This is a genomic window from Filimonas lacunae (assembly GCF_002355595.1).
In the GTDB taxonomy this organism is placed as follows: domain Bacteria; phylum Bacteroidota; class Bacteroidia; order Chitinophagales; family Chitinophagaceae; genus Filimonas; species Filimonas lacunae.
In genome coordinates this window covers 6,421,144-6,442,085 of sequence record NZ_AP017422.1, presented here as the reverse complement: position 1 = coordinate 6,442,085, position 20,942 = coordinate 6,421,144, and the positions used below count along the sequence as shown (strand labels likewise).

Annotated in this window: 20 protein-coding genes and 1 riboswitch; of the genes, 5 read left to right on the top strand and 15 right to left on the bottom strand. The window is 46.0% G+C overall.

The features are described 5' to 3' along the window. Positions 1 to 6: 6 nt before the first annotated feature. Both FLA_RS25285 and FLA_RS25280 read right to left on the bottom strand, forming a co-directional pair. Positions 7 to 2,664, bottom strand: a complete 2,658-nt coding sequence (locus FLA_RS25285; protein WP_076375577.1) for an MGH1-like glycoside hydrolase domain-containing protein — start codon at positions 2,662 to 2,664, stop codon at positions 7 to 9. 61 nt (positions 2,665 to 2,725) lie between these two features. Next, the gene (locus FLA_RS25280) at positions 2,726 to 3,574 is read right to left on the bottom strand and encodes a hypothetical protein (RefSeq protein WP_096511295.1); all 849 of its coding nucleotides are present in this window, start codon (positions 3,572 to 3,574) and stop codon (positions 2,726 to 2,728) included. 320 nt (positions 3,575 to 3,894) lie between these two features. Here FLA_RS25280 and FLA_RS25275 point away from each other — a divergent pair, with 320 nt between their 5' ends. Together FLA_RS25275 and FLA_RS25270 are read left to right on the top strand one after the other, a co-directional pair. Further along, positions 3,895 to 6,357 carry an outer membrane beta-barrel protein gene (locus tag FLA_RS25275; protein ID WP_076375573.1) on the top strand — a complete coding sequence of 821 codons (2,463 nt, stop codon included), beginning with the start codon at positions 3,895 to 3,897 and terminating at the stop codon, positions 6,355 to 6,357. 89 nt (positions 6,358 to 6,446) lie between these two features. Continuing rightward, positions 6,447 to 6,761, top strand: coding sequence for a hypothetical protein (locus FLA_RS25270; protein ID WP_076375571.1), 315 nt, complete (start codon positions 6,447 to 6,449; stop codon positions 6,759 to 6,761). 108 nt (positions 6,762 to 6,869) lie between these two features. Here the strand turns inward: FLA_RS25270 and FLA_RS25265 are convergent, their stop codons facing one another. Genes FLA_RS25265 through FLA_RS25255 form a run of 3 tightly spaced genes read right to left on the bottom strand, consistent with a single transcriptional unit; the run spans position 6,870 to position 9,184 of the window. Further along, on the bottom strand, positions 6,870 to 7,562 hold the full coding sequence (locus FLA_RS25265; protein WP_076375569.1) for an SIP domain-containing protein: 693 nt from the start codon (positions 7,560 to 7,562) through the stop codon (positions 6,870 to 6,872). A 60-nt stretch (positions 7,563 to 7,622) separates the two neighbouring features. Further along, complete coding sequence (locus FLA_RS25260) at positions 7,623 to 8,468, bottom strand: AraC family transcriptional regulator (RefSeq protein WP_076375567.1); 846 nt, start codon at positions 8,466 to 8,468, stop codon at positions 7,623 to 7,625. Further along, a complete protein-coding gene (locus FLA_RS25255) occupies positions 8,468 to 9,184 on the bottom strand; it encodes a hypothetical protein (protein ID WP_076375565.1) in 717 nt (238 codons plus the stop codon). Before FLA_RS25255 ends, FLA_RS25260 begins: the two co-directional genes overlap by 1 nt. Positions 9,185 to 9,241: 57 nt before the next feature. On the opposite strand from FLA_RS25255, the gene FLA_RS25250 reads away from it, so the two are divergent. Then, positions 9,242 to 9,445, top strand: a complete 204-nt coding sequence (locus FLA_RS25250; RefSeq protein ID WP_076375563.1) for a hypothetical protein — start codon at positions 9,242 to 9,244, stop codon at positions 9,443 to 9,445. A gap of 64 nt (positions 9,446 to 9,509) precedes the next feature. On the opposite strand, the gene trxA is transcribed toward FLA_RS25250, so the two are convergent. The 3 genes from trxA to FLA_RS25235 all read right to left on the bottom strand — a co-directional run bounded on the left by trxA (position 9,510) and on the right by FLA_RS25235 (position 13,104). Continuing rightward, positions 9,510 to 9,827 carry a thioredoxin gene (gene trxA, locus FLA_RS25245; protein WP_076375561.1) on the bottom strand — a complete coding sequence of 106 codons (318 nt, stop codon included), beginning with the start codon at positions 9,825 to 9,827 and terminating at the stop codon, positions 9,510 to 9,512. Between the two features lie 91 nt (positions 9,828 to 9,918). Beyond that, entirely contained in the window at positions 9,919 to 10,458 is a 540-nt protein-coding gene (locus FLA_RS25240) for a GNAT family N-acetyltransferase (RefSeq protein WP_076375559.1), read from the bottom strand. A 30-nt stretch (positions 10,459 to 10,488) separates the two neighbouring features. Then, the gene (locus tag FLA_RS25235; RefSeq protein WP_076375557.1) at positions 10,489 to 13,104 is read right to left on the bottom strand and encodes a PKD domain-containing protein; all 2,616 of its coding nucleotides are present in this window, start codon (positions 13,102 to 13,104) and stop codon (positions 10,489 to 10,491) included. 200 nt (positions 13,105 to 13,304) lie between these two features. Between FLA_RS25235 and FLA_RS31750 the strand changes: the two genes are divergently transcribed. Continuing rightward, positions 13,305 to 14,147, top strand: a complete 843-nt coding sequence (locus FLA_RS31750) for a hypothetical protein (RefSeq protein WP_076375555.1) — start codon at positions 13,305 to 13,307, stop codon at positions 14,145 to 14,147. On the opposite strand, the gene FLA_RS25225 is transcribed toward FLA_RS31750, so the two are convergent. Genes FLA_RS25225 through thiS form a run of 7 tightly spaced genes read right to left on the bottom strand, consistent with a single transcriptional unit; the run spans position 14,144 to position 20,095 of the window. Next, a complete protein-coding gene (locus FLA_RS25225) occupies positions 14,144 to 14,872 on the bottom strand; it encodes a HesA/MoeB/ThiF family protein (protein WP_076375553.1) in 729 nt (242 codons plus the stop codon). The two genes, FLA_RS31750 and FLA_RS25225, sit on opposite strands and share 4 nt — an antisense overlap. Before the next feature lie 9 nt (positions 14,873 to 14,881). Next, entirely contained in the window at positions 14,882 to 15,994 is a 1,113-nt protein-coding gene (gene thiH / locus FLA_RS25220) for a 2-iminoacetate synthase ThiH (protein ID WP_076375551.1), read from the bottom strand. Further along, positions 15,987 to 16,754 carry a thiazole synthase gene (locus tag FLA_RS25215; protein WP_076375549.1) on the bottom strand — a complete coding sequence of 256 codons (768 nt, stop codon included), beginning with the start codon at positions 16,752 to 16,754 and terminating at the stop codon, positions 15,987 to 15,989. The genes thiH and FLA_RS25215 overlap by 8 nt, the downstream gene beginning before the upstream one ends. Positions 16,755 to 16,760: 6 nt before the next feature. Next, positions 16,761 to 17,420 carry a thiamine phosphate synthase gene (locus FLA_RS25210; protein ID WP_076375547.1) on the bottom strand — a complete coding sequence of 220 codons (660 nt, stop codon included), beginning with the start codon at positions 17,418 to 17,420 and terminating at the stop codon, positions 16,761 to 16,763. Beyond that, a complete protein-coding gene (locus tag FLA_RS25205; RefSeq protein ID WP_076375545.1) occupies positions 17,417 to 18,022 on the bottom strand; it encodes a thiamine phosphate synthase in 606 nt (201 codons plus the stop codon). The genes FLA_RS25210 and FLA_RS25205 overlap by 4 nt, the downstream gene beginning before the upstream one ends. Next, positions 18,022 to 19,866 carry a phosphomethylpyrimidine synthase ThiC gene (thiC, locus tag FLA_RS25200; protein ID WP_076375543.1) on the bottom strand — a complete coding sequence of 615 codons (1,845 nt, stop codon included), beginning with the start codon at positions 19,864 to 19,866 and terminating at the stop codon, positions 18,022 to 18,024. Before thiC ends, FLA_RS25205 begins: the two co-directional genes overlap by 1 nt. Positions 19,867 to 19,885: 19 nt before the next feature. Then, positions 19,886 to 20,095: a sulfur carrier protein ThiS gene (gene thiS / locus FLA_RS25195; protein ID WP_076375541.1), complete on the bottom strand. Its 210-nt coding sequence runs from the start codon at positions 20,093 to 20,095 to the stop codon at positions 19,886 to 19,888. Positions 20,096 to 20,138: 43 nt separating this feature from the next. Next, a riboswitch (TPP riboswitch) is annotated at positions 20,139 to 20,228 on the bottom strand. A gap of 101 nt (positions 20,229 to 20,329) precedes the next feature. Here thiS and FLA_RS25190 point away from each other — a divergent pair. Beyond that, entirely contained in the window at positions 20,330 to 20,935 is a 606-nt protein-coding gene (locus tag FLA_RS25190; protein WP_076375539.1) for a 2'-5' RNA ligase family protein, read from the top strand. Positions 20,936 to 20,942 lie beyond the last annotated feature (7 nt).

Genomic DNA, 20,942 nt, shown 5'->3' with positions numbered 1-20,942 from the left:
TGAAAATTATTTAGGCCTGGCCGGATTATCAATAACAGTAGGCACCTCTTTGTGCTGTTCGGCTGTTTCGTTCAAAAGTTCTGCTACTAATGCGGTCCAGCCTGTCTGGTGGCTGGCTCCTAAGCCACTGCCGGTATCGCCATGAAAATATTCATAAAAAAGAATAAGATGCTCATTGCCTGCCTGTTGATAAAACCAGTTATACTCACCGTGTAATTTCCGCTTGCCTTCTACATCTTTTTCAAATAAGCTAATTACCCGCTGCGTCAACTCATCGGCTATCTCTTTTAGCGTCATCATTTTGCCTGAACCGGTAGGATATTCCATCGTTAAACCCTCTTCATAAAAGTCGCCAAACTTTTTAATGGCTTCAATAATCAGGTAATTAATAGGCATCCACACAGGGCCGCGCCAGTTACTGTTGCCACCAAAGAAGTTAGAAGTAGAGTCGCCCGGATCGTATTGAATAGAATACTCTGTTTCGTCAATAGTAACAGTATAAGGATGTTTTTCGTGGTACTTGGATAAAGCCCTGATGCCGCCTGTGGATAAAAATTCTGTTTCATTCAACAAGCGTTGTAATAAGGCTACCAGTTTTTCTTTAGGAATTAAGGATAGCAATATTTTCTCGCCACCGGTTCGCTCTTCATTGGGCCAGAACTTATTGTTCCTTAACCGGTAGTTTTCAAACCAGGTAATGCGTTTGGTAAAATCATCCAGCCGGCGCAGTACGTTTCTTTCAATTACCGATACGGCAAACAAAGGGGTAAGCCCTACAATAGATTGTATTTTTAAACGCAGTGGCTGCGCACCAGGCGTAACCAGCATGTCGTAGAAAAACTTATCCTCATTATCCCACATGCCCAGCTCGTTAAGGGCTTCGGCTATTAACACAAAGTGCTCGAAAAATTTGGTGGCGGTGTCTTCAAACGAAATGTCGTGCATGGCTATTTCAATAGCCATATCCATCAGGTTCAGGGCATACATACCCATCCAGCTGGTGCCGTCAGCCTGCTCCAACGCCATCTTTCCGTGAAGCTGTATGCTGCGGTTAAACACGCCTATATTATCCAGCCCCAGGAATCCTCCTTCGAAGATGTTATTGCCATTAGGGTCTTTACGGTTAATCCACCACGTAAAATTGATGAGCAGCTTCTGGAAAATACGTTTCAGGAAAGGGATATCTCCTTTGCCGGTTTGTTTCTTTTCAATATGATACACCTGTAAAGCGGCCCAGGCATGCACGGGCGGGTTTACATCGCTAAAGTTCCATTCGTAAGCGGGAAGCTGACCATCTGGTTTCATGTACCATTCCCGCATAATCAATACCAACTGGTGCTTGGCAAATACAGGATCAACCATGGCCATTGGAATGCAATGGAAAGCCAGATCCCAGGCGGCGTACCAGGGATACTCCCATTTGTCGGGCATGGCAATAATATCCTGGTTTTTTAAATGCTGCCAGTCGTGGTTGCGACCCGTTTGGCGTTCCTGGTTGGGACTAATGCCATCCGGCTGTGATAACCAGCGTTCTATATCAAAATGGTAGTACTGCTTACTCCATAGCAAACCGGCCAGTGCCTGGCGCTGTACGGTGCGCAATTCAGCTGAAATGTTTTTAGGCAGTATAGCTTTGTAAAACTCATCTGCTTCTGCCTTGCGCTGTTCAAAAATATGTTCCTGGTGATGACCGAACGGATCGTCAGTCAATGATTCTGATAAGCGCAGGTAATAAGTTTTGCTGCCGCCTGGTTTTATCTTATCTGAATACACGGGCGCAAATTTGGTGCCCTTATCCAGTTTTTTCAGGCTGTCTACATTCTTCTTATGTATAATCGCGTCATGAAAAGCGTCTTTTACATAAGGCGTAACGTTGGGCTTTTTAAATAGCTTTTCGTTATTGGTTTCGTTTTCGGTGAACAGCTGCACCTCTGGCTTTTGAAAATACAGGTAATAGTTGCCCAGCCTTTCGTGCTTAGCCTTTACCGTATAATCATTTACCCGCGATATCTGTGGCTTCTTATCTACTCCGCCATATTGCCAGCGGTTGTAAAACCACAAGGTGGGTATTACGGTAATGGGGGCTTCTGTTTTGCCCCGGTTCACCACTTCTATCTTAATGGCTATATCACGTTTGTTATGCTTGGCATAGGTGATATACACATCAAAGTATTTATTGTCTTTGAAAGCGCCGGTGTCCAGCAGTTCGTATTCTGTTTCCAGCTTGGTACGGCTCCGGTTTTTCTCCAGTAATTCGTCGTAAGGGAATGCCTGCTGTGGATACTTATACAGCATTTGCATATAGTAGTGCGAAGGCAGGTTGTCGAGGTAGTAGTAAAGCTCTTTTACATCTTCACCATGGTTGCCTTCATAGTTGCCCAACCCAAAAAGACGCTCTTTTAAAATGGGATCTTTACCATTCCAAAGGGCAACACTGAAACAGAGGTTCTGGAAAAAATCAGAGATACCGCCAATGCCGTCTTCGCCCCATCTGTAGGCCCGGCTGTGAGAATGGCTGAAAGGAAAGTAGTTCCATGCATCGCCGTTTTCACTGTAATCTTCCCGCACGGTTCCCCATTGCCTGTCGGATAAATAAGGTCCCCATTGCTCCAGCGCTATTTTCTTGCCTGCATTAGCCTTAAGTCGTTGTTGTTCTGCACTCATACGTCTACAAAGTTGGATACCACACAAATAGTTGGCCAGCAATCAAGGTGTACACGTGAAATTAAGAAGAACCAGGTGATTTTTCGCCTGATTTAAGGATTTCGGGAAGGGTTTTATCCATGGGGATGCCAATCATTTCCTTCTTCTTTTTACGTTTGAAAACATTTAAAAAGGCAAGAGGATTGAATTTTCGTTTTTTCTTGTATTTGCTCAGGTCAATTTTACGCTTATTAGCCACCAGTTGATCCAGCATATCCGTGCCATCGTCCTGCTGCTTCCATCTTTTACAATGTTCGGTGGTGTCTATGCCAATTAACTCAGCACGGGTAGTGGCACAATGCTGCGATGGGTGCGTGGAGTCGGGCACGCAACACCAACCTATTTTAACATTGATAGGGAGATTGATGACAATATACTTATTGGAATGATGAATAGGCGCCTGCGTCATATACCCTATAATATGCTCATTGGTATAGCGCATTTTAATGGTGATGATCTTTTCTTCCTCCTCCTCTTTCACAATTTTCTGAAACTCTATCCGCAACGAATCCAGCTCTTTATAGGTCATGTTCTTGATCTGGTACGCCATGGTAAACGGAATTTCGCAGTCTTCCAGTTTGCCTATGCCCTCTTCCTGAGGCTCTTCCGATACAGGGGCAGGCGGTGCATTACCCATAGCAGCATCGTTGGCAGTGCTATCGGCATTTGTGTTCGCGTTGAGGGAGTCTGTTGTATTGGCCGGTGGTTTTATCACCGGAATGTTTTGTGTAGAGTCTGTTATAGGCTTTGTGGTGTCTGCTATAGGAGCTTTTACGGTATCAGTCTGCTTTTTAACGGTATCTACCGGCAGCTTGCTGGTGTCGGGCCGGTTTTGAGAAGAGTCTGCTGGTGTTTGAGCATAAGATAGCATTACACAGCACAAGCATATTAATAACATAGATATGCGCATGACTGTATTTATTTTAAGGGCCCGCCATAGCACAATAGCATGGGCTGGTAGCATGGTTTCTAAGATCAGTTTAGGTTAATGACTCATGGCGGCAACCGGCTTTCTACAATTCCCTGTGCCTCATAATCAAGCGCGCGAAAGATACTACAAAGCACGCAAACAGCCAAACAGAGCGCTTTACCATTCATGTTTTGAATAGCACCGTTGGTGTAACATCGGCGCTGCACCTTGTAATGAAATAACAATTTTGCATACCAATACCACGTATTAAAAGAACGATCATGAGAAAAATTGTACACCTGGTTATCGCTACTTTACTAACCAGCTACTTGCAGGCCCAGGATGTGAAGGGGCTGGTAAAAGATGCCGATGGAAAAATAATTGCTAACGCAACTGTTTCATTATTAAAGGCAAAAGACTCGTCTATTATAAAATTAGGAACCACCGATAAAGCAGGGGCTTTTGTGTTTCCGGCAGTAACCAAAGGCAAATACCTGGTAAGCGCTTCTTATGTAGGCTATCAGCCACAGTATTCCGCCGCATTTGATGTAGAAAAGGCTACCGTTAACCTGCCTGCTTTGTCTATTGCTAAACTTTCTGCCGAAGCTTTACAAGGGGTTACTGTTACGGCAGCCCGCAAGCCTGTGATAGAAGTAAAGGCCGATAAAATGGTGGTGAACGTAGAAAACAGCATTAACGCGGTAGGCAACGATGCATTGGAACTGCTGCGTAAGTCGCCCGGTGTTTCGGTTGATAAGGATGATAACCTGAGCCTGAGCGGCAAAAACGGGGTGCAGGTGTTTATTGATGGCCGTCCTTCTCCCTTATCCGGAAAGGATTTGAGCGATTACCTCAAAAGCATCCAGAGCACACAGATAGAATCTATTGAGTTAATTACCAACCCTTCTGCTAAGTATGAAGCAGCAGGTAACGCCGGTATTATCAATATCCGTTTAAAAAAGAATAAAGCCTACGGTACCAATGGTTCGGTTACCGCCGGCTATAACATTGGCATTTATTCTAAATACAACGCAGCATTAGCGTTAAACCATCGTGCGGGTAAGGTAAACCTGTATGGCAATTACAACTTTAATAAAAAGCTGGAAGAAAGCTTTATGTCGCTGGAACGCACACAGCTGGATACTTTTTTTAACCAGCATACTATCAATACCAACAATGTAGAAAGCCACACCTTTAAAACAGGAATGGATTACTATGCCAGCAAAAAAAGTACAGTGGGGGTAATGGTGAGTGGCACATTCAGCGATGGTAACACACGCATGAACAGCCATACGGATATTTCATATATCCCTACCAGCACTCCGCAAAAGCTGCTGCGTGCAGATAACACTATTGCTTCTACCCGCAATAACATTAACTCTAACGTCAACTACCGTTATGCCGATACTTCGGGACATGAACTGAACCTGGATGCAGATTATGGCTATTACCGCATTAAGTCCGACCAGTACCAGCCTAACATTTATTATACACCTGATGGAAACACAGAGTTAAGCAGGGTTATTTACAATATGGTAGCGCCTACGGATATCAACACGTATTCATTAAAAGGCGATTACGAACAAAACTTTAAAAAAGGCAAATTGTCGTTTGGTGGCAAAGTGGGATATGTAGAGAGTAGTAACAACTTCGACCGCTTTAATGTATTCACCAGCACTAAAATCAAAGACACCCTGCGCAGCAATAATTTTAAATACACCGAGAATATTAATGCCGGTTATGTAAACTATAACCGCCAGATAAAAGGTGCTTTTATACAGGTGGGCCTGCGTGTAGAAAATACCAATGCCAAAGGAAAGTCAGAAGGACAGAAATGGGTAGCAGATCATTACGAAGGATATGACTCTACCTTTAACCGTCATTATACTGATTTATTCCCCAGTGCAGCCATCACTTTTAACAAAAAGCCGATGAGTCAGTGGACGGTTAATTATAGCAGACGTATAGACCGGCCAGCTTACCAGGACTTAAACCCATTTGAGTTTAAGCTGGATGAATACACGTATCAGAAAGGTAATACGCAACTGATGCCACAATATACCAACAGCATAGGGGTAACGCATATGTACAAATACTTTCTGACCACTTCTTTAAACTATAGTCACATCAGCAATGTGTTTACCCAGCTGATAGATACCATTGATAAATCGAAAAGCTTTATCACCAAGAAAAACCTGGCCAACCAGGATGCGGTGAGTTTAAGCATCAGCATGCCTTTGCAGATAAAGAAATACAATGGCTTTTTCAGTTTAACCAATAACTATTCGCATTACAAAGCCGATTTCGGCACCGGTCGTACTATTGACCTGGATGTGTTTAATGTATTGTTCTACGGGCAAAACACTTATAAGATCAGTAAAACTGTTACGGCAGAAGTGAGTGGCTGGTTCTCTTCTCCTTCTATATGGCAGGGTACGTTTAAAACCCAAAGCATGTGGAGTGTAGATGCGGGCGCGCAGAAAACTGTGATGGCCGGAAAGGGAACGTTTAAGCTAACGGTAAGCGATGTGTTCCAGACCATGCGTTGGAAAGCTACCAGCGATTTTGCCGGACAGCACGTGGCTACCCGCGGCGGATGGGAAAGCAGGTTGTTGAAACTGAGCTTTACGTACCGCTTTGGTAATAACCAAGTAAAAGCTGCACGCCAGCGCAAAACAGAAGCAGAGGAAGAAAGTAAAAGGGTGAATGGCGCAGGCGGAGGAATTGGCGGCGGAAAGCAATAAAACAACGGTAAACAGGGCTTATATATCTTTTAACAAATGTTCGTGTACTGTGGCATAAGATTAGAAATAGTATAGGCAAAACAACGAACATGAAAAAAGTCATTTTAAGTGCTGTTATCCTTGCGGCGTTTGCCATGGCTGAAAAAGCGGAAGCCCAGGTAAGAGTAAACGTAAATATTGGTGTAGGCGCTCCGGTGTACTGCCCTCCTCCACCACCACCTCCGCGTAGAGTGGTAGTTTATGAAGAACCTTGTGCCCCCGCAGTAGTAGTGGCTCCTCCACCTCCTGTAGTGTATTACCGCCCTGCCCCACGCCGTGTGGTGGTGGTAAGGAATGATTGCTACAGAGATGATAGAAGAGGAGGTGGATATTACAGAGGCGGTCGTGGACATGGACGCTGGTAATAGAACACAGCACTATTTCAATATAAAAGAGAAGGCCGTTTACTGTATGGGTAAGCGGCCTTCTCTTTTTATGGCCTTGTTCGCTGATACTTATTATACCGGAATGGTTTAATCCCAGAACCCCTGCACTTTTACCCGGCCTTCTATATTGCGGTTTTGTTTAGCCTGTGAACGCAGGGTTACAGAGGTAGGGATATGGCCTGCTATGTATATAGCAGCATTGCTGTAGCGTTGTTGTTGCAGCCAATGGGTTAAGGTGGTGCTACCGCCTTTTTCGCTGGCGTTTACAATGGTTACCGGCAACGATAAATATTCGGCAAACTGCCGGTGATGTTGCGGGGGCAAGGCAATGGCGCCACTGATCTCAATGCCGGGTGTGGCTAACTGTTGTAAAGCCAGAAAGTGACCAATACTGCTGTTATCTCCTATAAACACCCATTGGTTTTCGGGCAATGGTTTGTGGCTGGTGCCTGATATACCTAAGTATTCAATAGTATCTCCTTTTTGCAAAGAACCAGCCCATTTACTTCCGGCTCCCTGGTGCGATGTATTGATAAATAAGGTACAGGTATGTGTGCCTGCATCCCAGCAGGCAGGGGTGTAATCGCGGTAAGTGGCCGGGGCCACTTTACATTTCATATGCTGCACAGAAGCGTTCCATTGGCGCATATCAGTTTCGGGCAAATGCACATCTATCTCAACAAAGGTAGCTGGCTCCCAAAAGCGCACATCCAGTACTGTACCTGCTTTCAGTACCGTTTTTTCCAGTATTGCTATTGCTTTTTGTTTAATGCTGTTCATACAGCAAAGCAATGTTATAAACACAGGGAAGGCAATAGTTGATCCGCGGTAAAAATTGGATTATTCGCGGTATTGCTTGCGAAATTGCAGGGCAGAGATACCCGTAGCTTTAGTAAACAGCCGGGAAAAATAAGCGTGATCGTTATAGCCGAGGGTAAAGGCAATTTGTTTTATGTTCATTTCGGTGTAGTACAAAAGCCTTTTGGCTTCCAGCATTACTTCATGTTGTATCCAATAGGTAACGCTAAACCCGGTAACCGATTTCACGCATTCATTTAAATAGGATAAAGACAGGTGCATGGCTTTGGCATAGGCAGCCGGGCTTTTTTGGGTAGCATACTGTTTTAGTAAGGAAGCTTTGAACTGCCGGGTAATTAATATGGGGCGAGTGTGCGAACGTTCGTTGGCCGCCTCCTGCTCCAGGAAGCCGGCTGCTATAATGCCCACCACGGAATGTAACAGCGAATGAATTATCTGTTTACGAAAAGGGGTATGCTCTGGTTGTTGATACTGTTTATATAACAACTGCAGGCAGGATATAATTTCCTGCTGTAGTGCAGGGGTTAAAAATAAGTGCTGGGTAAGCAAACAGGTTTCAAACACGTTGCGATATTCTTCTGTAAGCAGGTGGGTGTCTACGGCAATGAACCAGCCTGCTACATCCTGAACCAGAAAGCCATGATGTACCTGCCCGGGAAGGATATACATCATGGCGCTGCCTTGTACGTGCAAAGGGGTAAAGTCTACCGTTACATAGCTGGCTCCCTTTTCCTGGATAGCAAAAATGTAATGATCATCCCGGTGTATGCCGGGTACTTCTTTTTTGGCATCAAACTCCTGTACCCGGTGAATAATCAAGCCCAGGGTGGTTTGTTCGTGTAACCTATGTATAGGTATGTTGTCCATTAAAACACCACCTTTACAATATCGGGCTGGTTGGCTGCGTTGGCTTCATCCAGCGATTGGGTAATCGTTATCGATTTGCGGTCTTCGCTTAAAGTGGCATTAGCGCCAATAATGCTTTTAGCAGGTTTGGGCAGGTGATAAATAGCTTTCAAATCCATTAGGGCATCTATACCCATCAAACCTTTCAGCATGTTCAGGCCCTGCATCATTTCTTCAGAAGAGGCGGCTGGCGTGCTGCCTGCATCTTTGCTGTTATCCAGTTGTATCACCAGTGTGTCTTTACCGTGCCATTCCAGTTTTTGCTTTTTCATACCACCCAGCGGAACCTGGTTGTTGGCTTCGGCAGGTAAGGCAAAGCTATTACTGGTTAACTGGTTATATGCCTGTAGCGATGCCAGGTGAAATTTCATGGTGCCGGTATGGTTGCTGCTGTCCCAGGCAGAAGCGATAAGGGCAGCGCCGGGAATAGTTTGTGTATTTTTTTTAACAGTATCGGAAAGGGCTTGCCATACATAACCCAGCGAATCCATGTTCACTTTTTCCTGCATGCCTAATGTAGAAGCCATAGACAATAATTTTTGGCTGGCATCCTTATCCAGGTGCAGCTGCATATCGCGGTCAACGCTGTTATCTTTATTAATATGTACCTCTTCCTTTACATTACAGGAAGTCATCAACGCCACCAGGGAGCCTATTATCCAGTTTTTTGTATTCATGTGCTAAAAATAATTCAATCGGCGCATTTGATTATTTTTATATAAAAACAAGGGGCTATGCAAATAGGAGAATTGAACCTGGTAGAAGCGCTTATTGAGCTGGAGGTAAGAGTGCGAACAATGGAAAGAAGCCTGGGATTTATTTCTGAAAATAATCCCGGTATAAAAACGCCCACCCGTGAGCAGCTGAAACAAATAAGTACCATTGCCCGGGAAGAAGTGGCTCAGCGATACCCAAGCCTGGGTTTAACATGGGAATAAGCAATAAAAAACCTCTCTGATAGCAGAGAGGTTTTTTTCGCACTATACCCGAAACAGTCAGGCATTACAGGTGTGCCTGTATTTTCTTTTCCAAAACACTTTTTGGAACAGCACCTAACTGTTTATCCACTACTTGACCATTTTTTAAGAACAGGATGGCCGGAATAGAAGTGATGCCATACTGCACACTTACTTCCGGGTTATTATCTACATCCAGCTTACCAATGTTTACTTTACCCTGGTAAGCGGTGGCTAATTCTTCAATTACCGGACCTATGGCGCGACAAGGACCACACCATTCTGCCCAGAAGTCTACTACAGTTAATTGGTCGTTTTCCAATACTTCCTGTTTAAAGTTGCTATCTGTAAATGCTTTTGCCATGTTTATTGATTTTGTACCAGTAAAATTACACCAGGCCTGTTCTGGTGTCAATGCACAATTGTCTCTGTCTATTGCACTTTTTCCCCCGGGTTTATGAAAGCATCTGCTGATAAACGGTTTGATAAATTTCAGCTATTATATTGCCTGCATGTGCCTGGGAAACAAGGGGATACGAAAGCAGTTGCATGGGCAAAGGCGCCAGGTGGGGGTGATAAGGTGGCTGGTAATAAACGATATCTATAGGTAAAAAGCCATAAAGCTGGTAAAAAGCGAGCCTTCTTTGGGTAGTGCTGTCCGTTACCGGTTCAATTTCCAGCAGGCAAAGCGGATGCACTGCCAGCAATGCCTGCATAAAAGCACTGCCATAACCTTTACTTCTGTGTTGTTCGGCGGTGGCAATGTGTTCTATAAATAAACAACCCGTTAATTGCCAGGTAATAGCAAAGCCTACAGGTATGTTTTCTTCATTCAATGCCACCTGTACCTGCATAAGTGGGTGTGCAAGCAGTTGCTTTACTGTAGCAAAATCTCTTCTTTCCTCCCAGGGAAAGGCCTGGGTGTATAGCTGTTCTATAAAGGGTAAAAAAGAACTGCTGGCTTCTGTAACCTGTATTATACTTAACTGGCTCATGCCTGTAAAGGTAACCATCTTCCTGGCGCATTACCGGATAAGCACTACGGTACCCTTTCTGTTTACGGTTACATTTTCATAATCTATTGCCTGTGCCGAATACACATAGGTGCCTGGCGCTTGTGGCTCGCCTTTAAAGGTACCATCCCATCCTTCTCCTTCCTGCCGGGTGCTGTACAGCAGCTGACCCAGGCGGTTGTACACATTAAAATATACCAGCTTTCGCATGCCTGCCAGGATAGGTTTAAATACATCATTTAAACCATCTGCATTAGGTGTAAAGCCGGAAGGCACAAATATTTCGGGGCGGGTTTTATATATTTTAACGGTGATGTTATCTGTAGCATAACAACCTTCGGCAGTAGATACTTTTACGGTATAAGTAATAGAGTCGATGGTGCTGTATAAAGTGGCTATAGGATCGGCTATGCTGGCAGAGGATAAACCGGTGGTGGGCGACCAGGTATAGTATTCGCCGCCACTGGCCTGCAATTGCAGGGGCTGGCCGCTTACAACAGCGGTGTCGTTACCTGCATGGGCTATTACCCTGGGTATCACGTTCACTATCACGGAGTCAACGGTAGATTTAGGACAGCCCAATGTATCTGAAACAGTAATATAATAAGTGGTAGTGCTTTGTGGGCCTGCTGTTGGGTGTAGCGTGTTGGCGTTTAATAAAGAATTGGCCGGACTCCATTGGTATTTGCTGGCTGTGGTAGCTGCTGATAATGGTGTTACAGCAGCAAAGCAAATGGTAGTGTCGCCGGTGGCTATTACCTGTGGATAAGGCACCACCTTCACATGAATAGAAGCTTTATCCTGGCATTTGCCCAGGTTGGCAGTTACCTGGTAGGTAATGTCTTCAGCAGGGCTGGCTGCCGGATTTTTAACGGTACTGCTGCTAAGGCCGGTGGCCGGCGACCAGGCATATTGCAGGGCATAACTTACCGGGTTTAATACAATGCTGTCTGTTTTACAGATGGTAGTATCTGGTGGTAGAGTAACGGTTATATAGTCCAGCACATTCACTGTAATGGTATCTGTGCTGTGGCAGCCATAATTGTTTAAGGTTACAACATACACGGTAGTGTCTTTAGGAAAAACCAGCGGGTTGCTGCTGGCAGAGTTTAGCATATAAGTGGTAGGCGTCCACGAAAAACTACCGGTGCCGGTTGCGCTTAGTTGTAATGTATCAATGCTACAGATCAACGTGTCTTTAAACGGAACACTCAGTAAAGGTTTGTCAATAACAATAAGCCTTTTGGCTATGGTATCAATGCATCCTTTGCTGTTGCTTACAATCAGTTCCACAGTAGTAGTAGTGGTATCAGGATACAGATAGGTAGGGTTTTGCAGGTGCGAGGTATCGGCAGTGGTGGTAATATCTCCAAAGTTCCAGCTCCAGCTGTTTACATAACCGTACCGCGTATAAGTGGCATCTGTAAATTGATAGGGATTTTGAACGCAGCTGCCATTAACGGTAAAATCGGGTGTAAAGCCCGGATAAACTTTTAAGATGGCGGTAGCAGAGTCAATACAATCGTCGCCGGCTACCACTATCAGTTTAATGGTATAGGTACCGGTGTCGCTATAGGTATAGCTGGGCGATGCTTCGCTGGAAGTATCAGTGGTAATGCCGGGAATGCCAAAGTCCCACTGGTAACTGACGATATTGGAGTTGGTGCTTTCGTTGAGAAATGTGTTGGTAAAACTATTACAGGAAAAATATTCTGCTTCCAGTGCTGCTGCCGATACGCTACAGTTGGTTACGGTAATATGAATTTCTTTTCGCGTGCTTCCTATCAGTACGCCGTTCCGGTATTCATTGGCTACTACTGCTACCACATAATCGCCGGTTTGTGAGGGCGCTCTTCCGGAAATGATACCTGTGCTGGCATCTATGGTAACGTTGTTGCCCATAGGCAGGCTGCCTGAGTAGCTGCCACTGTAAGGAATAGAAGTATAAGGCGGATTGCTGGGCGGGTTAGGTTTAATCTGCGATTGTTCCTGACCGCCGCCGGTAATACCATCTGTAAAAGAATATACCAGCGAATCGCCATCTATATCGGTGGCGCTGAAATCGAATGTGAAAGGTGAGTTATAGCAGATAACTGCTGTGTCTTTCTGCGCAAAAATGGGACTGTTATTGTTATAATAATCCTGTTGATTCAATACACCGGGAATATGATTGGTATAGGTAATGCCCACTGTTGCCGAGTTGGTTACGTTAATAATGCCAGCAATGCGGCAGCAACGTTGCACTGCTATGATATAGCCATTGGTATTATTATTTAGCGTAACGGTGGTCTGGTATTTGTCAATTCTGTAACATACGGTAGGTATAGGGTCTACGCAGCTACTAAAAGAAACTTTGTTTTCAATATCGGTAGAAACCAGGTTTAGCTGTATCCTGTTGGTTATAATATTATTGTCGGCATTAAAAATACCCATGTATATAACTGAGTCTATCTGGCCGGGCGTGGATGAACACAACAGGTATTGGTTTACGTGTATGCGGTATTGTGAGGTGTTGGCTGTTGCGCCCACACCCAGGTATTCATAAGATATCCAGCCACCTTTTAAGTGATCTGCCAACAGGTGGGTTGTAATACCTGTAAATAAAAGAAGTAGCAAAAGTTTCTTCATTCAGGATAGGGGATAATCTGTTCCTGCAACGAAGATAGGCACAGCAGTATTTTTGCTGCCCGGAATAGAGGAAACAGGTATACTTATTATTTATTTAACAAATAATTGCCCGGCAGGGTGTACGAAGGATGTGTTAATTTTGACAATAGCAGGCAGCAGCTCTATTCCCTGCCGCCTCTGATACTTAAAACAGGACATAAATGAAAAAACTGCTGGTAATTGTAGCAGGCTTTCCACTCATGTGGGGGTGCCGTTCAACACGCGCCGATCAGCAAACTGCGCAGCAAACGACCCAATGGACAGATAATGCTATTGTTGTAGATGGTAATAATAGTGACTGGACTAAGCCGTTGGTGTATTATGCTAAAAGTGAAAAGCTGAATTATAGCATTTTAAATGACACTGCTTCTTTATACATTTTACTGAGTACCCAGGAAGAGCAAACGCAACAGAAGATACTGCATGGCGGACTTACCGTGTGGATTAATACCACAGCTGAGAAATCGGAAGAAAATGCCGTAGGGGTTTCTTTTCCAACAGGAAGTGTTAGCCCCAGAAGAAGGAACGATCCTGTTGGTGGCAGCCAGTCTAATTTAAGAGAGCTGAGAGATTATTACCTGCTGGGCTTTGACAAAGGACAGGGTATGCAGGCCTATAAATATGGCGAAACCAATGACAGAGGAATAGAGGTGAGCCTGAATTTTGATGCAGCAGGCGCTATGATTTATGAAGCTAAAATTCCGTTGCAGGCTATATATGCCCGCAACAACGCACATAACTATGCGGGACGCAACTTGTCTGTAGGCTTTTTTATTGAAGCCTTACCGCCAGGTTATGGTGGTGCTTCTTCCGGTGGCGGCAGAGGTGGCGGCGGTGGTGGAATTTCCATTGGCGGTGGCTTTGGTATGGGCGGTTTTGGAGGTAGTGGCCTGGGCATTGGCATAGGAAGTGGTGCGCTGGGCGGCGGCCGTGGTGGTGCCGCCAAGGCAGGTAAGGGTAGTAAAATATGGCAGGATATCACCCTGGCAAAGCCAGGGCGCTAAGCATATATCCATTGCCGGCTGAATTGAAACAGCCGGATTGTGTTGTCCAGAATATTAATGACCAGTAACCGGCCTGATAACACGGTTCCTGTATGGCAGATGACTTTAATAGCTTCATTGGCCATATAGGAACCGATAATGCCGGGTAAAACACCTACTACACCTGTGATACCACAAGCGGCCATTTCCGAAGGTTCGGGAAAAAGGCAGCGATAGGTAGGCCCTCCCTGGTAGTTATACACCGAAAGTTGTCCCTCAAATTGAAAGATCGATCCTGATATCAATGGCTTGTTCAGTTGCACGCAGGTATCGTTTACCAGGTAACGGGTTTCAAAATTATCCGAACAGTCTGCTATCACATCGTACTCGCTGATCAATGCGGTGGCATTGTCTGCGGTTAGCCGGGTGGCAAAAGCCTGCACTTCAATAAGCGGATTCAGCAGTAACAGTTTTTCGGCGGCGGTGGCCGCTTTATTTTTTCCTACATCATTGGTGTTAAATAATATCTGGCGGTGCAGGTTGCTAATGGCAACAGCGTCATCATCTATAATGCCTATGTGGCCTGCGCCGGCTGCTGCCAGGTATTGTAAAAAGGGGCAACCCAATCCCCCGGCACCTACTACCAGCACCCGGGCTTGTTTTAATTGCAGTTGTCCGTTCACCCCTATTTCGGGTAAAAGCATCTGCCGGGTATAACGTTGTAAATCGTGTTGTGTAAGCTGCATATAGCATAATTAAAATAAAGAACGGTCCCAGTTTTTCCATACAGGTTCATAGCCCTGTTGCATAATCATGCCGGCAATTTCTGCGGGGGATCTTTCGTCTGAAATTTCAAATTGTTCCAGCGATTCAGGGGCAACGGCATAGCCACCGGGATTGGTTTTAGAGCCGGCACTGATGCTGGTAATACCCAGGCCTATGGCATGATTGCGAAAGGAAGGCCGTTCGCGGGTAGAAAGCGATAGCTCCATATCGGGGAAACAAATGCGGTAAGCACATATCAGTTGCAATAATTCCTTATCACTCATTTCTACTTTAGGTTCCAGGCCACCGGAAAAAGGACGCAGGCGCGGAAAAGAGATGCTATACCTTGTTTTCCAATATCGCTTTTGCAGATAGCTAACATGCAAGGCCGTGAAAAACGAATCGGTGCGCCAGTCTTCCAGTCCTATTAACACGCCCAGTCCTATTTTGTGAATGCCTGCGCTGCCCAGCCGGTCAGGCGTGTTTAAGCGGTAATCGAAATTAGATTTCTTCCCTTTGGGGTGGTGCTTTTTATAGTCTTCTTTATGGTAAGTTTCCTGGTATACCAGCACAGCATGCAGGCCGGCTTGTATCAGGGGCGTATAATCTTCTTCATCCAGCGGCTGCACTTCCATGGATAACTGGGAAAAGTAAGGGCGTAATAATTCCAGCGCCTGCAAAAAGTAAGGCACATGCACGGTATGGTTGGCTTCGCCGGTAACCAGTAGCACATGGTCGTAGCCCATGCCTTTTACCGCCATGGCTTCCTGTATTATTTCGGTTGGTTGCAGGGTGCGCCGTTTTACTTTGTTATCCATACTAAAGCCACAGTAAGTGCAAATGTTGTGGCACTCGTTGCTTAAATACAGTGGGGCATAGAGCTGTATGGTTTTACCAAAATGCTGTTGGGTAAGCTGCCGGCTACGTTGCGCCATTGTTTCCAGCAATGGTGCGGCAGCCGGGGATATCAGCGCTTTAAAATCGTTGAGTGTAGGGCGCGGGGTTTGCAGTGCCCGTACCACATCGGCTGTTGTTTTGTGATAGATGCCTGCTTTTTCTGCATCCCATTGATAGGTATTGAAAAGGTGGCTAAAGTTATTCATCTAAAAATGCGGTTAAGGGACTACTGGCAACTGCCTGTAGTTGTGGGGTGGCTAATGTGGCTTCAAAGGCAATGCGTCCGGCTTCTACGGCCAGCTTAAAGGCTTGTGCCATTGCCACAGGATTACCCGATACGGCAATGGCGGTGTTTACCAACACAGCATCTGCGCCTGCTTCCATGGCTTCTGCTGCATGTGACGGGGCACCAATGCCGGCATCTACAATCACCGGTACATTACTTTGTTCAATAATGATTTTTAAAAAGTCAATTGTTTTCAGCCCTTTATTACTGCCTATGGGCGAGCCTAATGGCATTACGGCAGCTGCTCCAACATCTTCCAGTCGTTTGCATAATACGGGATCGGCATGGATATAAGGCAGCACCACAAAACCTTCTTTGGCCAGTGCTTCTGTGGCCAGTAAGGTTTCTACAGCATCGGGCATCAGGTAGCGCTGATCGGGATGAATTTCCAGTTTTATCCAGTTGGTTTGTAAGGCTTCCCGGGCTAATTGTGCTGCAAACACCGCTTCGCGGGCAGTGCGTACACCGGAGGTATTAGGCAGTAGCTGTATGTGGGAATGCGCTGTCAGGTGTGCCAGCATATCATCCTGTGGCTGGTGCAGGTTCACGCGCTTTAACGCAACGGTTACCAGCTCTGTACCTGATGCTACCAGGGCATCTTCCATCAGTTGTGCCGAGCTGAATTTACCGGTGCCGGTAAAAAGGCGGGAGTGAAATGTTTGGTGGGCAATAGTTAACATGAAAGATTATTGACTGTTTAATAAAGTATGTAAATAGGTTACTACCTGTGTGCGATCGGCTGCATGGGTAATAGCGCCCGACAAGGCTATGCCCTTAACACCGGTTTGCATAAGGCCAGGCACATCTTCGGGCGTAATGCCGCCAATAGCTATCACAGGCGGCAACGCCAGTTGCTGTTGGTGTGCCTGCAGCACGATTGCGGCATAGCCTTGCAAACCAAGAACAGGACTGAGCTTTTGTTTGGTAGTAGTGAACCGGAAGGGGCCAAGGCCAATGTAATCACAGCCTTCCTGTGTGCGTTGCTGAATGTGTGCAAAGGTGTTGGCGGTGCCACCAATGATGCAGTGAGGGCCGGCTATTATTCTGGCTTCTGCAACGGGCATATCGGTAAGGCCCAGGTGCACGCCATGTGCGCCGGTTTCCCTGGCTATGGCAGGATAGTCGTTGAGAATAAACACCGCCTGGTATTGCTTGCACAGCTTTTGTGTTTGCGTGGCCAGTGTTGTTATTTCCTGTATGGTTTTTTCTTTTACCCGCAGTTGTATCCAGCGGCAGCCTGCATCCAACGCCTGGTGTATGGCGGTAGTGTGTGATAGGCCTGCCTGCTCCTGCGATATATAATGCAGCGGATGAATAACGGGTGTAGTTGCTGTGTGTATGCTCATAACGAATGAATGGTGGGTAACAGTGAAGCAATGATATCGGCTGCCTGTTGCGGTTGTTGCCATAAACAACCCAATAAGGCCACGCCATCAAAATTCATTTGTTGCACAGTGGTGATGTTATGGGGGGTAATACCGCCTAATGCTATTAACGGAATGCTTTTTTGTGTGGCATGCAGGTAAAAATGGCTGTTTGCTATGCCGGGATAGTTTTGTTTGGAAATGCTGTTAAACACCGGGCCATAAAATGCATAGCTGAAATATCCTTTCAATGCGGGCAACTGGTGCAGCTGATGTATGGAGGTGCTGAGTTGATAGCCCTTTTCCTGCCACTGTTGCCACTGGTGCGGTTGGCTGTTGGCACGCGCCTGCTCAGTAAAATGCAGCCGGGTAATAGGGTAACCAGCCGCTAAGTGATGATGTGCATGCAGGCTTATTTGCGGGTAGTAACAGGTATGTATCTGTTGCAGCAGGTGGCTTATCTGTTGCATGGTGGCGCCGGGTTTGCGTATATGCAAACAAGGAAGCCCCGCTGCAAACATAGCGTTGATGGCAGCGGGTTCCTCTGCAAAAAAGCAATCACTGGTAATAGCTATCAGTAGCATTACAGGTAAATTTCATTGCCTTGTTCGGTAAACTCTTTTGCTTTCTGCTGCATGCCGGCGGCAAGCGCTTCTGTTTCGCTAATGCCACTGTCTGTGGCATATTGCCGTACTTCCTGCGTTATTTTCATAGAGCAGAAATTAGGGCCGCACATAGAACAGAAGTGCGCTGTTTTAGCGCCTTCGGCAGGCAGGGTAGCATCGTGGTAGGCGCGTGCAGTGTCGGGGTCCAGCGATAAGTTAAACTGGTCTTCCCATCTGAATTCAAAGCGCGCCTTGCTTAAAGCATTATCCCTGTGTTGCGCACCGGGGTGGCCTTTGGCCAGGTCGGCGGCATGGGCAGCTATCTTATAAGCAATAATGCCATCTTTTACATCTTTTTTATTGGGCAGGCCCAGGTGTTCTTTAGGGGTAACATAGCACAGCATGGCAGTGCCAAACCAGCCTATCATGGCAGCACCAATGGCCGAGGTAATATGATCATAACCGGGAGCTATATCAGTAGTGAGTGGTCCTAACGTATAAAAAGGCGCTTCATTACACAGGGCCAGTTGTTTGTTCATGTTTTCTTTAATCATATGCATAGGCACATGTCCGGGGCCTTCAATCATTACCTGCACATCGTGCTTCCAGGCTATTTGTGTAAGCTCGCCCAGGGTTTCCAGTTCGGCAAACTGTGCTGCATCGTTGGCATCGGCAATGCTGCCGGGGCGTAAACCATCGCCCAGCGAAAAGCTGACATCATAGGCTTTCATAATTTCGCATATCTCTTCAAAATGCGTGTACAGGAAATTTTCTTTGTGATGGGCCAGGCACCATTTAGCCAGAATGCTTCCCCCGCGCGATACAATACCTGTAACCCGTTTGGCTGTTAAGGGAATATAGCGCAACAGCACGCCGGCATGAATAGTAAAGTAATCCACACCCTGCTCTGCCTGTTCAATCAGTGTATCGCGGAATATTTCCCAGGTAAGGTTTTCTGCTTTACCGTTTACTTTTTCCAGCGCCTGGTAAATGGGCACAGTACCTACGGGCACAGGACTGTTGCGTATAATCCACTCCCTTGTTTCATGAATGTTTTTACCGGTAGATAAATCCATTAAGGTATCGCCACCCCAGCGAAAACTCCACACTGCTTTTTCTACTTCTTCGGCAATATTGGAAGTCACTGCCGAGTTGCCAATGTTGGTGTTGATTTTTACCAGGAAGTTGCGGCCAATGATCATGGGCTCACTTTCGGGGTGGTTGATATTGGCGGGTATAATGGCACGGCCACGTGCTACCTCTTCTCTTACAAATTCGGGGGTAATAGGCTGCACGGGAATATTAGCACCAAAGTTTTGCCCCCGGTGTTGTTGCCATAAAGGATCTGTTGCCTGCTGTAATGCCTGCCTTTGCTGGTTTTCGCGAATGGCTATGTATTCCATTTCAGGAGTGATAATGCCTTTGCGTGCATAATGCAGTTGGGTTACGTTATAACCGGGGCGGGCTTTGCGGGGCTGGTGCAGCAGGTGCTTAAACCGGATATTATCTAGTGCAGCATCATGTAGCCGGGTGCGGCCATATTCCGATGACAGGGTTTCCAGCAATTGTGTGTCGTTCCGGTCGTGTATCCATTTTTCCCTGTTGCGTGCCAGCCCTTTTTCTATATCAATGTGCGCGTTACTATCGGTATAAGAGCCGCTGGTATCGTACACCAGCACGGGCAGGTTGTTATCACTTAATGTTATTTCGCGCATGGGCACCTGTATATCGGGCGTGCTGCCGGCAATATATACTTTGTGCGAACCACTGATGCTACCGGTGGTAACATCACTTTCCTGTACGGGAAGCTTTTCCTGTTTCATAATCGTTTGTTGTTAGGTGTTAACCGCCTTGTGTGGCGCTGATAAGTGTAATGGCATCACCGGGCATCAACTGGTGACTGCCCCAGTGGGGGCGTGGTATTACCTGGTTGTTTACGGCAAGGGCAATACCCGTATGGCTGGTAATACCTGCCTGGTCCAGTAACTGGATAATGGATGCACCGGAGTCATCCGGTAAATGAAATAACTGATGATTGATGTGTACCTGCATAACTGAGTTGTTTGCAGGGCATGGCAACAGGAGTAGCAGAAGAAAATCTTCTTTTACTTTTCCCTTCGCAGGCATTATCCTGATCAGGTTTTGAGGGTATTGTCTCAGCCTGTTGGCACCCCTAAAGCACTTCAAAGGTATAGCCGTAAAAACGGAATGGAAAAATTTATTTGCGCAAGACTAATGTATTTAGCAATTTTATGCTAAGTTTATTATCTGTAAAAATTAAATTTTATGGAACCCGGAGTTCAGCTGGCAGGTTATGCAGCAAGCGAATACATATTGGTAATACAGCCCGACGAAGATGTGCATGAGAAGGTAATGCTGGAGAAGAACAATTTTGCCGAAAGGTATAATGCCGCGGCCAGCGCCTTTGGTAAGCCCAACATTGTTTTGCTGCGGTTTACCCAGGCGCAGATGGCAGAAGAGCGTATTATCCGGCAGTTGCGTGGTATTGCAGGACGTTGTGCTCCTGTTAAAATAGAACTGCGCGATTTTGGCAGTGAGCCTACACATTCCATCTTTATAAAAGTGGCCAGCAAAGTGGCCGTGCAGCATATTGTGCGGCAACTGCGCCAAGTGCAGCGGTTGATGAAATACGAAAACACTACACCGCATTTTATTACCGAGCCTCGTATGATGATTGCCCGTAAGCTGAATGCCCAACAATACGAGCAAGCCTGGAAAGACTACCAGCAACAATCTTTCAGCGGGCGTTTTATGGCGGGCGAGCTGGTGTTGTTGAAACGTCCGGCAGGGCTGCGTTCGTTCCAGTTTGTAGAGCGGTTTGCTTTAATGAACAAGCCGGTAGCAGCAGCCCAGGGCGCCTTGTTTTTTTAATGTGATA